The sequence below is a fragment of the Ruegeria sp. SAZD011 genome (assembly GCF_059612545.1).
Map to the genome: position 1 here is coordinate 55,225 of NZ_JBXWQU010000012.1, position 13,836 is coordinate 69,060.

Consider the following 13,836-nt stretch of genomic DNA (forward strand, 5'->3'; position numbering starts at 1 on the left):
CTCTAACATAACGCGGCGTCACAAGTAAGGCCACTGCTGCATGACCGCCATGCATTCTCGGGGCGGCGTGATGCTGCACATGCAGCATTTCCCCGGTTGAAGCCGGTTTGGAATCGCTCTAACCGTCGCCCGACCTATTGAAATTCCAAGGAGATCGTCTGATGAAGACCGGAGCATCCCTTCCCAATGTCACCTTCCGCACTCGCGTGCGCGACGAGGCCGTCGCTGGCCCGAACCCCTATCGTTGGCAGGACATGACCACCGCCGACTATTTCGCGGGCAAGCGCGTGGTGCTCTTTTCGCTGCCCGGCGCCTTCACCCCCACATGCTCGACCTACCAGCTGCCCGGTTTCGAAAACGGCTTTGGCGATTTCCAGGCCCAGGGCATCGACGCGATCTATTGCATGTCGGTGAATGACAGCTTTGTGATGAACAAATGGGCCGAGGCGCAGGGCCTGAAGAACGTCGCCGTGATCCCCGATGGCTCGGGCGAATTCACCCGCAAGATGGGCATGCTGGTGGACAAGGACAATCTGGGTTTCGGCATGCGCTCGTGGCGCTATGCGGCCATTGTCAATGACGGCAAGATCGAGGCCTGGTTCGAAGAACCCGGTCTGATGGACAACTGCCCCGAGGACCCCTATGGCGTCTCGTCGCCCGAGACCGTGTTGAATTGGCTGGTCGCGGCGAATAGCGAAATCGCCGCCTGACCCCTGGCCCCCACCATTTCTCGATACCCGCGCGACTTGCGCGGGTATTTTTTTGACTTTTTTCCCGTCTGGTGAGTTAGATTTTTTTCATAAGGCAAAAAGACACGGCGACTGCCGGCATATCAATTCAGGGGAATACCCCCACGGGAGGGAACATGAAAAAGAATATTGCAGAAGTGATCGGCACGTTCACGCTGGTCTTCATGAGTTTTTCGACCATTACCTTCATGGCCGATCAGGTGGGCGCGCTGGGTATCAGCCTGTCCTTTGGTCTGGCGGTGGTGGCCATGGCCTATGGGATCGGCCCGATCTCGGGCGCGCATCTGAACCCGGCGGTCAGCATCGGCGCCTTCATGGCCGGGCGGATGTCGATGCCCGAGATGATCGGCTATTGGGTGGCGCAGGTCGTGGGCGGGCTGGCGGCGGCCTTTGTCATTCTCGCGATGAGCGGCGATCCGGCCATGGCCAAGAACATGATCGGCCCGCAGGGGCTTGCGGCGGCGCTGATCTTCGAGGTGGTGGCGACCTTCCTCTTTGTGACCGTGATCCTTGGCGCGACCCAGGACGGGCATGCGACCCCGGTGGCCGGGCTGGCCATCGGCCTGACCCTGACATTGATCCATATCGCGGGCATCGCCATCACCGGTGTCTCGGTCAATCCGGCCCGGTCCATTGCCAGCAACCTGTTCGACGGAGCGGCATTGGCGCAGCTGTGGCTGTTCCTGGTGGCGCCGCTGGCGGGTGGTGCTCTGGCTGGTATCCTGCACAAGAACGGGCTGACACGCGCCTAGCCCGCGGCACCCAGCCCTTCCGCCGGTTGCGGCGGAGGGGCCTTGCGCGTTTCCGAAACGATCGCCTCGCCCACCTGACGGATGATCCGCTCCAGATCGTCGAACCAGCGCGCCCGATAGGTCGAGCTGCGCCGCACCAATCCCACGGTTCGGGCGGGTTCGGGCGCCGGGAACCGATGCAGCCGCAGCCCCGGCACGGCAGCCAGTTCCGAGCGCGCCGCCAGTTCCGGCATCAGGGTGAGACCGAATCCCTCGGCCACCAGTCTTGACAGCGTGGCCAACGACGAGGCGCCCATGTTGATCCCGGCCGCCGCCCGGTCATGGCCACAGACCTCGAGCGCCTGATCGGTCAGGCAATGGCCATCCTCAAGCAGCATCAACTGCGCGGGTTGCAGATCGGTGGGGCGCGGCGCCTCGGCCCCCTGAGCCAGACGCGCCAGACGGGCCTCGGACCCGGCCAGCAGGAACCGGTCGCGAAACAGCTCGACCGATGTCAGCCCCGCCTGCGACACAGGCAGGGCCAGTACCGCCGCGTCCAGCTCTCCCTTGTGCAGCGCCTGCAACAGTTGTTCGGTGCGCGCTTCGCGCACATGCACCCGCAACGACAGGTTCTGCGCCCTCAGTTCCGCCAGCACGCCGGGCAGCAGATAGGGCGCCATGGTGGGGATGAGGCCCAGAGACAGGCTTGCCGCGCCCGCCTGATCCCGCGCGAACCGGTCAAGCCGGTCGGCACTGGCCAGCGCCTGATCGACAAGTGGCAGCACGCTGCGCCCGAGCGGCGTCAACACCACATCGCGAGCGCGCCGCTCGACCAGCGGTCCACCCAGAACCTCTTCGAGTGCGCGGATCTGGACCGACAGCGCGGGCTGCGAGACATGGCAGGCCTCGGCCGCGCGACCAAAGTTGCGCTGCTCGACCAGGGCCTTGAAATAATGGAGTTGCCGGAGGGTGAAGCTCATAGGCGAAACATATCGCAATCACCCCCGGCAACAACCCGGGATTATCCGATCAGCCGGTCGCGCCCGCTCTGTTCCTCGTAATGCCGCTTGAGCCGTTGCAGGGCGATGCGCAGCACGATCTTGCCGGACCGCGCCGACCAACCCATGCGTTTTTCGGCCAGTTCCAGCCCTTCGAGGTAGCAACAGCAGCGCAGCGCCACATCGCTCAGCCCCGGCCCCAGTTCGGACAGCGCGCGCGCCACGCGGTCGCGGGCAGCCTCGGGGCCGTGACCGACACCGCTGTCGGGCTGAAAGCCGCCCCGCGCGCCGCCGGTCAGGAACCGGTCCCAGTTCTGCGCGATGTTGGGACCCATCTGCGCCAGTTCGAAATCCTCGCGCAGCCGCTCGCCCGCGCGCACAAGCGTGTCGTCCAGAAAGGGCTGACCATCACGATCCTTGCGCCGGGCCAGCGCGATCAGGGGACTTTCTGCCATGTTGTAACGCACCCGGCGCGGCCGTTCACCGGCCTCACCCGCCACGGTTTTTTCCCCCATCACCCGGTGTTGCGCCGCAAAGGGGCTTTGCGCCTCGGCGAACCCGTCCTGCGCGGCGCGGGCGCGGTTCTCGGCCTCGGCCAGCAGCCGGCCCAGGGCGCCACGCCCGGCGGTGGTCAGGTAATAGCGGCTGATCCGGCCCGGCTTGTCGCAGGCGATCCAGTCCTTGAGCGCCAGCGCCTGCGCCATGGCGCAGCTGACCACGGCGGTGCGGGTATTGCCGCCCTTGCCGTCGTCGCGCACCACCACGGCCTTGTCCATATCCTCGGCCACCGCCAGCACCGCGCCGCTTTCGCATAGCCGCTGCAGGATACGCGTGGCCTCGAGGTCAAAGGTGGCGGCGTCGGGGGTCTCCTCGATCTGTTGGGCGGGCTTCGTCATCGGGGCGGTATCCTCTGGCTTGTCGCCACCGCGTGAAACCGGCGATCTGCTGAGTTTCAGCGGCGGGAAATGAGTGGCCGCCAATGCCTCGAGCGCCGCGTCCACCAGGGGATCGTCCCGCCGCATTTCAACCCGCCGGATCTGACGCAGCACGGTCGAGGCATGACACCCCGCCCCGCGCGCCAGATCCCGGATCGAGAACCCCGCCTCGGTATGAGCCAGATAGCGCTGCGCGCTTTCGGGAACCCAGCCGGGGACGGCGTTTTCTGCCCAGTTACCCATCGTGTCCTACCCTCAAAGGCAAATTGACTGACCCTTTTATCCAGCAGTTATCCCCCGAGTTGCGCACACACCTTATGGTTGCATTGGTTACTTGTTCGTTAAGATATCTGCTGATCAGCCCATCATTGTTTCGAAAGAATAAACAGTTCTAAATTCAGCGCACGGTAGTTTACAAATCAAAGCAACACCCGCATTGGTTGTGGCAGAAATGTGGCGAACATCGTTTAGGGAAAGGAAACGTCATGCAGGACCTGATGTCCATGGTATCGCAACTGCGCCGCCCGCGCCTGCTGATCCGCGCCGCACGCTTTGGCCAGGCGGAATACAACCGCGACCGCCACCTGCAACGTATCCTTGGATACGGCAAGCTGCCGCGCCCGGCGGCGGCGCTGATGCGGCTGATGGAGCTGGAAAGGGTTCTGGACGAGCAGCGGCGCGCAGAGGATGCGGGATATTCGCTGCCCCGGCACGTGGACCTGCTGATCGCCATGATGGGCGAGGCGCAGCTGGTGCAGTCCAGCCACGCCCCGCAAGACGCGTAATTTACATGAAGGCGTCGGGCATCGAGGCCTTCTTCTCGGCCACATAGGCCGCCAGCGCACCGGCGATCTCGGGGTCGAGTGCGGGCTGCTGATAAGCCCCCAGCAGTTTCTCGACCCGGCCCGAGGCCAGCGCATAGGTGTCGCGCGCGCCCTCTTCCTCCCAGGTTTCGAACGGCTTGTAGTCGAGCAGTTCGGATTTCCAGAAGGCGGATTTGAAATTGGCCTGGGTATGGGCACAGCCAAGGTAGTGTCCGCCCGGCCCCACCTCGCGGATTGCGCCCATCGCCTGATGCTCGGCATCGACGGGAACGCCCTTGGCCAACCCGTGCAATGCGCCCAACTGATCGGCATCCATGACGAATTTCTCGAAATCCGCCACCAGGCCACCTTCGAGCCAGCCGCAGGCATGCAGCATGAAGTTCACGCCCGAGAGCAGCCCCATGTTGAGCGAGTTGGCGGTTTCATAGGCCGCCTGCGCATCAGGCAGTTTCGAGCCGCAGAACGACCCCGCCGAGCGGAACGGCAGGCCCAGACGCCGCGCCAGCTGACCGGCGCCATAGGTGACGAGGCTTGCCTCGGGCGTACCAAAGGTGGGCGCGCCCGAATTCATGTCGATCGACGACACGAAGGCACCAAAGATCACCGGCGCGCCTGGACGGATCAACTGGCTATAGGCGACACCGGCCAGAACCTCGGCCAGAACCTGGGTCAGCGTACCGGCCACCGACACCGGCGCCATCGCGCCGCCGACGATGAACGGAGAGATGATGCAGGCCTGGTTGCTGGCCGCATAGACCTCGAGCGCGCCCATCATGATGTCGTCGAAGGTCATCGGCGAGTTGATGTTGACCAGCGAGGTCATCACCGTGTTGTCGCGCACGAACTCCTTGCCGAACAGGATCTCGCACATCTCGACCGAATCCTGCGCCCGTTCCGGCGCGGTGACAGACCCCATGAACGGCTTGTCGCTCAATGTCATATGCGCCATCAGCATGTCCAGGTGACGCTTGTTCACCGGAATGTCGGTGGGCTCGCACACGGTGCCGCCGGAATGGTGCAGCCATTTCGACATATAGGCCAGCTTCACGAATTTCTCGAAATCGGCCATGGTCGCATAGCGGCGTCCGCCCTGGGCGTCGCGCACGAAGGGCGGGCCATAGACCGGTGCCAGAACCAGATTGCGACCGCCGATAACCACCGATTTCTCGGGATTACGGGCATGCTGGGTGAACTGGCTGGGGGCGGTGGAGCAAAGCTTGCGCGCCAGCCCGCGGGGGATGCGCACGCGCTCGTCCTCGACCTCGGCCCCGGCCGCGCGCCAGCGCTCCAGTGCGGCGGGGTTGTTCACGAAGTTGACACCGATCTCGGCCAGCACCGTCTCGGCATTCGCCTCGATGATTTCGAGCGCCTCTTCGTTGAGCACCTCGAAATTGGGGATGTTACGTTCGATATATTTGGCGGTCTCGATCACAACCGCCGAGCGTTCGGCACGGCGGGCGGCACCACCGCCGCCCCGGGCGCGCCGCCGGGTCATTGCCTCTTCCATGGTTGATCCCCTGGGTGATTGGTTAGCGTGGACTGTCTTTTATCAGGCGCTTGCCGATTTCGAACGTGGATTGCGGCGCTCTGGGGGGAAAAGCGACATGTAACGCGCCTTTGAGCGACAGCGCGCCACGCTGATCCGGCGCGGCACCGTTTTCCATATGGAAAACGGCCCGGAAAACGCGCCGTTTTCCGGCGCCACCTCTTGCGCAATGCCAGACCGCGCCCTAAGAGCCTGACATGAGCCAGACATCCCACGACCGCCTTCTGATCATCGACTTCGGCAGCCAGGTAACGCAGCTGATCGCCCGCCGCCTGCGCGAGCTGAACGTCTATTGCGAAATCCACCCCTATCAGAATGTCACCATGGACTTCGTGCGCGAGATGGCGCCACGGGCGGTGATCTTCTCGGGCGGACCCGACAGCGTCACGCGCGAGGGCAGCCCCCGCGCACCGCAGGAGATCTTTGACTATGGCGTGCCGATCCTGGGGATCTGCTATGGCCAGCAAACGATGATGACCCAGCTCGGCGGCCGCGTCGAATCCGGCCACGGCACCGCGGAATTCGGCCGCGCCTATGTCACGCCCAAGGGCACGCTCGACATTCTCGACGGCTGGTTCGCCGACGGCCGCGAACAGGTCTGGATGAGCCATGGCGACCACGTGGCCGAAATCGCCCCCGGGTTCGAGGTCTACGGCACCTCGCCCGGCGCGCCCTTTGCCATCACCGCCGACACCAACCGGCATTTCTACGCGGTTCAGTTCCACCCCGAGGTGCACCACACCCCCAATGGGGCAAAGCTCTACGAGAATTTCGTGCGCCTGGCGGGGTTCAAGGGCGACTGGACCATGGGCGCCTATCGCGAGGAAATGATCCGCAAGATCCGCGAGCAGGTGGGCGACAAAAAGGTCATCTGCGGCCTCTCGGGCGGTGTCGACAGTTCGGTCGCCGCGATCCTCATTCACGAGGCGATCGGCGACCAGCTCACCTGCGTCTTTGTCGATCACGGGCTGTTGCGCAAGAACGAGGCGGCCGAGGTCGTCGGCATGTTCCGCGACAACTACAACATCCAGCTCATCCATGCCGACGAATCCGACCTGTTCCTGGGCGAGCTTGACGGCCAGTCCGACCCGGAGACCAAGCGCAAGATCATCGGCAAACTCTTCATCGACGTGTTCCAGAAACATGCCGACACCATCGAGGGCGCCGAGTTCCTGGCCCAGGGCACGCTCTACCCCGACGTGATCGAATCGGTCAGCTTCTCGGGTGGCCCCTCGGTGACGATCAAGAGCCACCACAATGTGGGCGGCTTGCCGGAAAAGATGGGCCTGAAACTGGTCGAGCCGCTGCGCGAGCTGTTCAAGGACGAGGTCCGCGCGCTGGGCCGCGAGCTGGGCCTGCCCCAGTCGTTCATCGGTCGGCACCCCTTTCCCGGGCCGGGCCTGGCCATCCGCTGCCCCGGCGAGATCACCCGCGAAAAGCTGGAGATCCTGCGCGAGGCCGACGCGATCTATATCGATCAGATCCGCAAGCACGGGCTCTATGACGAGATCTGGCAGGCCTTCGTGGCGATTCTGCCGGTCCGCACCGTCGGTGTAATGGGCGACGGGCGCACATATGATTATGCCTGCGCCCTGCGGGCGGTGACGTCGGTCGATGGCATGACCGCCGATTATTACCCGTTCAGCCACGAATTCCTGGGCGAAACGGCGACCCGGATCATCAACGAGGTCAAGGGCATCAACCGCTGCACCTATGACATCACCTCGAAACCTCCGGGAACCATCGAGTGGGAGTGACCATGACCCCCACGCGGCCTGCCCGATAGCGGCATGAGCCCCATCGCCCGCGCCGCGCTTTGGATGACCGGTGCCATCGCCTCTTTCTCGGCGATGGCGGTGGCCGGGCGCGAGTTGAGCGCGGTGCATGATACATTCGAAATCATGATGTATCGCAGCTTTGTGGGCGTGCTGGTGGTGTCACTGGCGCTCACCTTCAGCGGTAAATGGCATCAGGTCAGCACCCGCGCACTGGGTCTGCATGCGCTGCGCAATGCGGTGCATTTCACCGGCCAGAACCTGTGGTTCTTTGCCGTCACCGTGATCCCGCTGGCGCAGGTCTTTGCGCTGGAATTCACCCAGCCGCTTTGGGTTATTCTGCTGTCACCGCTGCTTTTGGGTGAACGGATGACACGGGTGCGGGTGGCCGCGGCGGTCATCGGGTTCATCGGTATCCTGATCGTCGCCCGTCCCGGTGCCAGCAGTCTCAATATCGGCATTGTCACGGCGGCCTTGTCGGCGATTTTCTTCGCCATGACAACGATTTCCACGAAAAAGCTCACACGGCTTGCCAGTATCGGCTGCATCATGTTCTGGCTGACGATCATGCAGGCGGTGCTGGGGCTGGTGGCCTCGGGCCATGACGGTCAGATTGCACTGCCCACGCTCGGCACCGCGCCCTATCTGGTGCTGGTGGGACTGGCCGGTCTGCTGGCGCATTTCTGCATCACCAACGCGCTCGCCATTGCCCCCGCCACCGTGGTCGTGCCCATCGACTTTGCCCGCCTGCCCACCATCGCCGTGGTCGGCATGCTGCTCTATGGCGAGGCACTGGATATCTGGGTTTTCGTCGGCGCTGCGGTGATCTTTGCCGGCAACTACCTCAATATCCTTGCCGAGACCCGGAACACGGCGCGGTAACGCTCTCTCAATCCGGCGCGAGCTGACCCATCGTCAAGAGTTGACCGATCTGTACACCCCCATAACTTGATCTCACCACAATGGGAAATCCCCGCAGTCACTCAACTGCGCGGGGCGGAGATATCTGGGAGAGATCAATGAGATACGCGCTTTCGGGTGCGCTGGTTTTGTGCACCCTGACGGTGGCGGCACAGGCGGGCGGCCTTGACCGGTCAGGCCAGGGCATCAACATCCTCTTTGAAGAGGGCGATGCGGTCCAGTTTCGCCTCGGCTGGACCGACCCCCGCGTCAGCGGCAGCCTGGGCGGTGTCCCCTCGGGCAATGTGGCCAACAGCTTTGTCCTGCCGCATTTCGCCTATAAGAAAGCGCTGACCGACCGCCTGGATTTCGCGCTGATCTATGACCAGCCCTTTGGCGCCGACATCACCTATGACGCCGCCTATCCGCTATCGCAAAACCCGGTTCCGGGCGGGCGTCGCGATGTGCTCAGGGCCAAGGCCGATACCGACGCACTGACCGCCGTGTTCCGCTATCGCTTTGACCGGGGGCTGAGCGTGATCGGCGGCTTGCGCGCCCAGCGGGCCGAGGCCAGCGTCACCGTTCCCGCCGCTGCCGGATATAGCGTGACCACCGACAGCCCGGTCGATTACGGCTATGTCGTGGGCGTCGCATGGGAGCGGCCCGATATCGCCGCCCGGGTGGCGCTGACCTACAATTCGGCCATCGACCATACCCTGCAACAAAGCGAGAGCCTGAACCCGCCGCCGCCTGCGCCGCCGGGCTTCGTGGCCACCCTGCCCTCGACCAGCACGATCAGCACGCCGCAATCGGTGAACCTGGATTTCCAGACCGGCATCGCCGCCGACACGCTTCTCTTTGGCAGCGTGCGCTGGGTCGACTGGACCGCACTGGTCTATAACCCGCCCAACTATCCGCCGCTTAGCAACCTGGTCGACTATGACAGCGATACGGTGACCTATTCGCTGGGCATCGGGCGGAAATTCTCCGAGGCTTTCTCGGGCGCGGTGACGCTGGGATACGAACGGCGATCGGGCGACAGCCTGTCCGATCTCGGCCCCACCGACGGGTTCTGGAGCGTCGGACTGGGCGGCACCTATTCGCTGGACAAGGCCAAGATTTCGGGCGGCGTGCGCTATACCGATCTGGGCGATGCCACTACCAACAACGGCGCCCGCTTTACCGACAACAGCGCCTGGAGCGTCGGGTTCCAGATCACCTATGCGCTGAACTGAACAAGGCGCAGGAAACGGGTCGCGCCGGGGCGCGGGGTCGGGCACAACAGGGCATGAGCGATCAGAAAACCCTGTCCCCCCGCGCCTGGGCCGAGCTTTTGCTGCTTGGCCTGATTTGGGGCGCGTCCTTCCTGGCGATCCGCATCGCACTGGACGAGGTGCCGGTGGTCACGGCAGTGCTGCACCGGACGTTCTGGGCCGCCCTGCTGTTGTGGCTGGTGGTCTGGGCCAGCCGCATCGCGCTGCCGCGCGATCCCCGCATCTGGGGCGCCTTTCTGGTGATGGGGCTTTTGAACAACGTGATCCCCTTTGGCCTGATGGCCTGGGGCCAGCTGCATATCGAGACCGGGCTCACCTCGATCCTGAATGCCAGCACCGCGATCTTTGGCGTGCTGGTCGCGGCAGCGGTCTTTGCCGACGAGCGGTTGACGCCCCGGCGCCTGCTGGGGGTGAGCATCGGCTTTGCCGGCGTGGTGGTGACCATCGGGCCAGAGCATCTGACCCGGTTCGACCCGCGCTCGACCGCGCAGCTGGCAGTGCTGGCGGGCACGCTTTCCTATGCACTGGCCGGGGCCTGGGCGCGCGCCCGGCTGAGCGGGTTGCCGCCGCAACTGGCCGCTGCCGGAATGTTGACCGGGTCGAGCCTGATCCTGTTGCCTGCCGCGCTGCTGATCGACGGGCCGGTCACCCTGTCGCTGCAACCGGTGACCTGGGCGGCGATCGGATATTACGCGCTGGTCGCCACGGCGGGGGCCTATCTGCTTTACTACCGGGTGCTGGCGATGGCGGGTGCGGGGAACCTGATGCTGGTCACGCTGGTAATCCCGCCGGTGGCTATTGGCCTGGGTGCCTGGATACGATCCGAGGCGCTGCCGGCCAATGCCTTTGGCGGCCTTGCCCTGCTGGCCCTTGGCCTGATGGTGCTGAACCGCCGCCCGCGCCGCCACGATTGACCCCGCCCGCCGCGCCCATTAGCAAGGGCCAGAACAGCAAGGATGAGGGCGGGATGATCTACGGCTCGGCTCGGGACTGGCGCGAGGCCAGCCGCAAGAAAGTGCTCTTTTTCGGCATGTCGGGCCTGGGCAAGACCCATGTGTCGAACCGGTTGCGCGACAATGGCGACTGGTTCCACTACTCGATCGATTACCGCATCGGCACCCGCTACATGGGCGAGTTCATCACCGACAATGCCAAGGCCGAGGCAATGAAGGTGCCCTTCCTGCGCGATCTCCTGATGTCGGATTCGATCTATATCGGCTCGAACATCTCATTCGAGAACCTGACCCCGGTCTCGACCTATCTGGGCAAGCCCGGCGCGCCCGGCAAAGGCGGCCTGCCCATAGCCGAATACCGCCGCCGCCAGGACCAGTTCCGCCATGCCGAGATCTATGCCCTGCTCGACACCGAGTATTTCATCGACCGGGCGCAGCGTCTCTATGGCTATCCGCATTTCATCTGCGATACCGGTGGGTCGATCTGCGAATGGGTCGACCCCGAGGATCCGCGCGATCAGGTCTTGAACGAATTGTCCAAGCACACGCTGATGATCTGGATCGAAGGGTCCGAGGCGCATACCGCCGAGCTGATCCGCCGTTTCGACAAGGCGCCGAAACCGATGTCCTATCAGCCGGAATTCCTGTCCCGAGTTTGGGATACCTATCTGGTCGAAAACGATTGCGCCCCGGACGAGGTCGACCCAGACGCATTCATTCGCTGGACTTATGCGCAGGCGCTGGCGCATCGCCAACCCCGCTATCGCGCCATGGCCGACAACTGGGGAATTACCGTCACCGCCGAACAGATCGGCAGCATCCGCGACGCCACCGATTTCGACACGCTGATCGAATCCGCCCTGGAAAGCCGCCCCCGCTAAACGCCCGAGAAAATTCTGCGAATTTTCTTTTCCCCCTCTGGACGATGTGAATCGGGATTGCTATACGACGCGAACCGTTCCGGCGTAGCTCAGCGGTAGAGCAGTTGACTGTTAATCAATTGGTCGTAGGTTCGATCCCTACCGCCGGAGCCAAAATCTCATTGAGATTACAACACGATAAAGGCCGCCCCGAAGGGCGGCTTTTGTCGTTTTTGGTAGGCTCTGCAACAACTCTACAACATTAGGCGGTTCACACCTTCGCTGTGGCAAGGCGGCGGCGCAGAACGTCGATTTGCTCGATGGTATGGCAGAGCGCCCACGGCGACTGCCGCTCTTGGTCGATCAACTGTGCTGCGATCTGTGCAGCGAGCCGTTGCGTCGGCTTGCCATGGAACGCATCTCGGTCACGCAACGTCTCTTGCAGTTGGTCGCGTAGCTTCGCCCTCGTGCAGGTCTGATCGTGGTTCATGCCGCCACCTCGTAATACTTAACGACTGCACTCAGTGTACTAAGCAGATCGCAAACTTTGTCGGCGGACGCTTCGTGTTGCATGACGATCTCCAGCAGTTGAAGGTCGCCGGTGTCGGTCAGGTTGAACGAATAGCCGTTGAGTTCCAATGTGGCCTCACCCCAATCTTCTGCGGCGTCAGCCACGGCCATGGCCTTTCGAATGCTTGTCAGGGAATATTCTTTCATTGATGGCGTTCCTTTCATTTTGCCATTGTGTTCACTACAGTCCGCTTGAGCTGTAGCTTGACCAACAACTGGCACGAAGGAAGGGGCACGCGATATGGGGCGACAGGGGCGCGAACCCAACAAGCTGACGCCCCAAGAGCGTGCCGCGTTCGAGAAGGAACTCGAAGACTTCCAGCCTGAAAGGCCTTTGGACAGCGACGATGCTACCGGCGCACCAACAGGCAGGGACGACAAAGGCGTGCTGTCTCGCCGCTACACACGGGAGGCCGCGTTTCGAGCTTGGGAGCATCTTGAAAGGCACGATCCTGCACAGCCATTGCCGAATTGGGTGTCAGCCTACCTCCGCGATGTGGCTGGCAAGATTCTTGCAGACCTTGGACCGCTTGGCAGCTTGCCACCCGTCTCTGCTCACGCAGCACTTGGCTTGGTGGGTGAACAATGGCCAAAGCATCACCCGGAATCCGTCTATGCGATCATCAGCGCGTGGATCGACCCTGATCGACCCGGTGGCCCGGTGGTTAGCGGGCGAAAGGCTGGCGCGGTGCGCTACATCGAGGAATACATGGACGGCGACCGCAGCGTGCAGGTTGATACCGTCATTGAATGGTATCGCAAAGGGCAGAAGGCCGCGAAAAAATTAGGTTAAGGCACCTTCAATCATCCAGCAGGACTTTGCTGAAGGCTTGGTTTCGCTTCTTAGCCATAGACACCAAGGTGTCATACCCAAACGCTTGAATAAAAATTTCGCCATTGTCGAAATACTGCGTCCAAATCTTGGGGTCGTGGGGGTTCTGAAAATTGTGACGTTTTAGGACTTTGATCAAACTCGGAGTCAAATCAGCGATAATAAAGGCGCTGCGGCGTGCAACCCGCTCAAACGACATGTGGGCACCATCTGTTCGAGTGATGCCGCCAGCAGCAATTGCCTTTTCCAGTGTGTCGATGACCTGCGTCACCGGATCAGATTTGGCTGGGCCAAAGCTGTAGTCGTCACGGCTCGGCTTCTTGAACTCAACGATAGTCAAAGTGGTGCCATCTTCGTCACCCAAAACCATCGTATCGTCATAAAACAAAAGGTCCGTGACCTTGTCGCCTTTTTTGCGCCCGCCACCGTGCATTGTTCGATCACTCGACACATAAGGTAAGAAAGCAAGGGCGTCGTCGATCAGCCAAAGGTTATGCTGGAAATACTCAACATCTACACTGTCGCTGAACCGCCGAAATATCAGAGAATGAACCTCATCCTCAGAACCACGCTTCTTCGAGTCGTCGAATTTTCGAGCCGCGTCGAGTAGCTCAATAATGCTCTTTCGATGGATGACATACTCGGCAAGTGCTTCCTTCTTTCCAGCATCAATGCGGCTCGCCAAATCTTTGATTTTTTCGGCGTATGAAGCTGGATCATTTGCAGCCTCGGTGATCTGCTTGAGCAAGTCTCCTGTGTTGCGATACCGGGACAACGCGAGGTCTTGAACGAACTCCTCCGGCCCCCAGTGATTAGGCTCCAGACCCATTGATTTTGGTCATCTGCCGTGATTCAGGGCTCGCAAGGAGACCTGAATGATGAGCAACCT

General features: G+C 62.4%; 15 protein-coding genes and 1 tRNA gene. 10 read left to right on the top strand and 6 right to left on the bottom strand.

Features of this window, described 5'->3' with window-relative positions; translation table 11 throughout:
* Nucleotides 1-161: 161 nt before the first annotated feature.
* Nucleotides 162-710 carry a peroxiredoxin gene (locus AC2FLM_RS02510; protein ID WP_496855310.1) on the top strand — a complete coding sequence of 183 codons (549 nt, stop codon included), beginning with the start codon at nt 162-164 and terminating at the stop codon, nt 708-710.
* 155 nt (nt 711-865) lie between these two features.
* Complete coding sequence (locus AC2FLM_RS02515) at nt 866-1,501, top strand: aquaporin (protein WP_234136890.1); 636 nt, start codon at nt 866-868, stop codon at nt 1,499-1,501.
* On the opposite strand, the gene AC2FLM_RS02520 is transcribed toward AC2FLM_RS02515, so the two are convergent.
* Both AC2FLM_RS02520 and AC2FLM_RS02525 read right to left on the bottom strand, forming a co-directional pair.
* Nucleotides 1,498-2,460 (bottom strand): hydrogen peroxide-inducible genes activator, encoded by a 963-nt coding sequence (locus AC2FLM_RS02520; protein WP_496855312.1) that lies wholly within the window; start codon nt 2,458-2,460, stop codon nt 1,498-1,500. The genes AC2FLM_RS02515 and AC2FLM_RS02520 overlap by 4 nt on opposite strands.
* Before the next feature lie 41 nt (nt 2,461-2,501).
* Nucleotides 2,502-3,656, bottom strand: coding sequence for a DUF6456 domain-containing protein (locus AC2FLM_RS02525; RefSeq protein ID WP_496855314.1), 1,155 nt, complete (start codon nt 3,654-3,656; stop codon nt 2,502-2,504).
* Between the two features lie 242 nt (nt 3,657-3,898).
* Between AC2FLM_RS02525 and AC2FLM_RS02530 the strand changes: the two genes are divergently transcribed.
* Complete coding sequence (locus AC2FLM_RS02530; RefSeq protein ID WP_496855316.1) at nt 3,899-4,198, top strand: DUF6477 family protein; 300 nt, start codon at nt 3,899-3,901, stop codon at nt 4,196-4,198.
* A gap of 1 nt (nt 4,199) precedes the next feature.
* Here the strand turns inward: AC2FLM_RS02530 and AC2FLM_RS02535 are convergent, their stop codons facing one another.
* Nucleotides 4,200-5,744, bottom strand: a complete 1,545-nt coding sequence (locus AC2FLM_RS02535; protein ID WP_234136895.1) for a trimethylamine methyltransferase family protein — start codon at nt 5,742-5,744, stop codon at nt 4,200-4,202.
* 236 nt (nt 5,745-5,980) lie between these two features.
* On the opposite strand from AC2FLM_RS02535, the gene guaA reads away from it, so the two are divergent.
* The 6 genes from guaA to AC2FLM_RS02565 all read left to right on the top strand — a co-directional run bounded on the left by guaA (nt 5,981) and on the right by AC2FLM_RS02565 (nt 11,719).
* Complete coding sequence (gene guaA / locus AC2FLM_RS02540) at nt 5,981-7,540, top strand: glutamine-hydrolyzing GMP synthase (RefSeq protein WP_496855318.1); 1,560 nt, start codon at nt 5,981-5,983, stop codon at nt 7,538-7,540.
* 33 nt (nt 7,541-7,573) lie between these two features.
* Nucleotides 7,574-8,440 carry a DMT family transporter gene (locus AC2FLM_RS02545; protein WP_234136897.1) on the top strand — a complete coding sequence of 289 codons (867 nt, stop codon included), beginning with the start codon at nt 7,574-7,576 and terminating at the stop codon, nt 8,438-8,440.
* Between the two features lie 137 nt (nt 8,441-8,577).
* Nucleotides 8,578-9,693 (top strand): OmpP1/FadL family transporter, encoded by a 1,116-nt coding sequence (locus tag AC2FLM_RS02550; RefSeq protein ID WP_496855322.1) that lies wholly within the window; start codon nt 8,578-8,580, stop codon nt 9,691-9,693.
* Between the two features lie 53 nt (nt 9,694-9,746).
* Nucleotides 9,747-10,646 (top strand): DMT family transporter, encoded by a 900-nt coding sequence (locus AC2FLM_RS02555; protein WP_496855324.1) that lies wholly within the window; start codon nt 9,747-9,749, stop codon nt 10,644-10,646.
* Nucleotides 10,647-10,699: 53 nt separating this feature from the next.
* Complete coding sequence (locus AC2FLM_RS02560) at nt 10,700-11,566, top strand: ATPase (protein ID WP_496855326.1); 867 nt, start codon at nt 10,700-10,702, stop codon at nt 11,564-11,566.
* A 78-nt stretch (nt 11,567-11,644) separates the two neighbouring features.
* Nucleotides 11,645-11,719: transfer RNA gene (locus AC2FLM_RS02565), tRNA-Asn, on the top strand.
* Between the two features lie 97 nt (nt 11,720-11,816).
* On the opposite strand, the gene AC2FLM_RS02570 is transcribed toward AC2FLM_RS02565, so the two are convergent.
* The gene (locus AC2FLM_RS02570) at nt 11,817-12,035 is read right to left on the bottom strand and encodes a hypothetical protein (RefSeq protein ID WP_111775416.1); all 219 of its coding nucleotides are present in this window, start codon (nt 12,033-12,035) and stop codon (nt 11,817-11,819) included.
* The gene (locus tag AC2FLM_RS02575; RefSeq protein ID WP_111775417.1) at nt 12,032-12,262 is read right to left on the bottom strand and encodes a hypothetical protein; all 231 of its coding nucleotides are present in this window, start codon (nt 12,260-12,262) and stop codon (nt 12,032-12,034) included. The genes AC2FLM_RS02570 and AC2FLM_RS02575 overlap by 4 nt, the downstream gene beginning before the upstream one ends.
* 94 nt (nt 12,263-12,356) lie before the next feature.
* On the opposite strand from AC2FLM_RS02575, the gene AC2FLM_RS02580 reads away from it, so the two are divergent.
* Complete coding sequence (locus tag AC2FLM_RS02580) at nt 12,357-12,908, top strand: hypothetical protein (RefSeq protein ID WP_496855329.1); 552 nt, start codon at nt 12,357-12,359, stop codon at nt 12,906-12,908.
* A 7-nt stretch (nt 12,909-12,915) separates the two neighbouring features.
* Here AC2FLM_RS02580 and AC2FLM_RS02585 read toward each other — a convergent pair whose 3' ends face one another.
* Nucleotides 12,916-13,695, bottom strand: coding sequence for a hypothetical protein (locus tag AC2FLM_RS02585; RefSeq protein WP_496855331.1), 780 nt, complete (start codon nt 13,693-13,695; stop codon nt 12,916-12,918).
* Nucleotides 13,696-13,836: the final 141 nt, after the last annotated feature.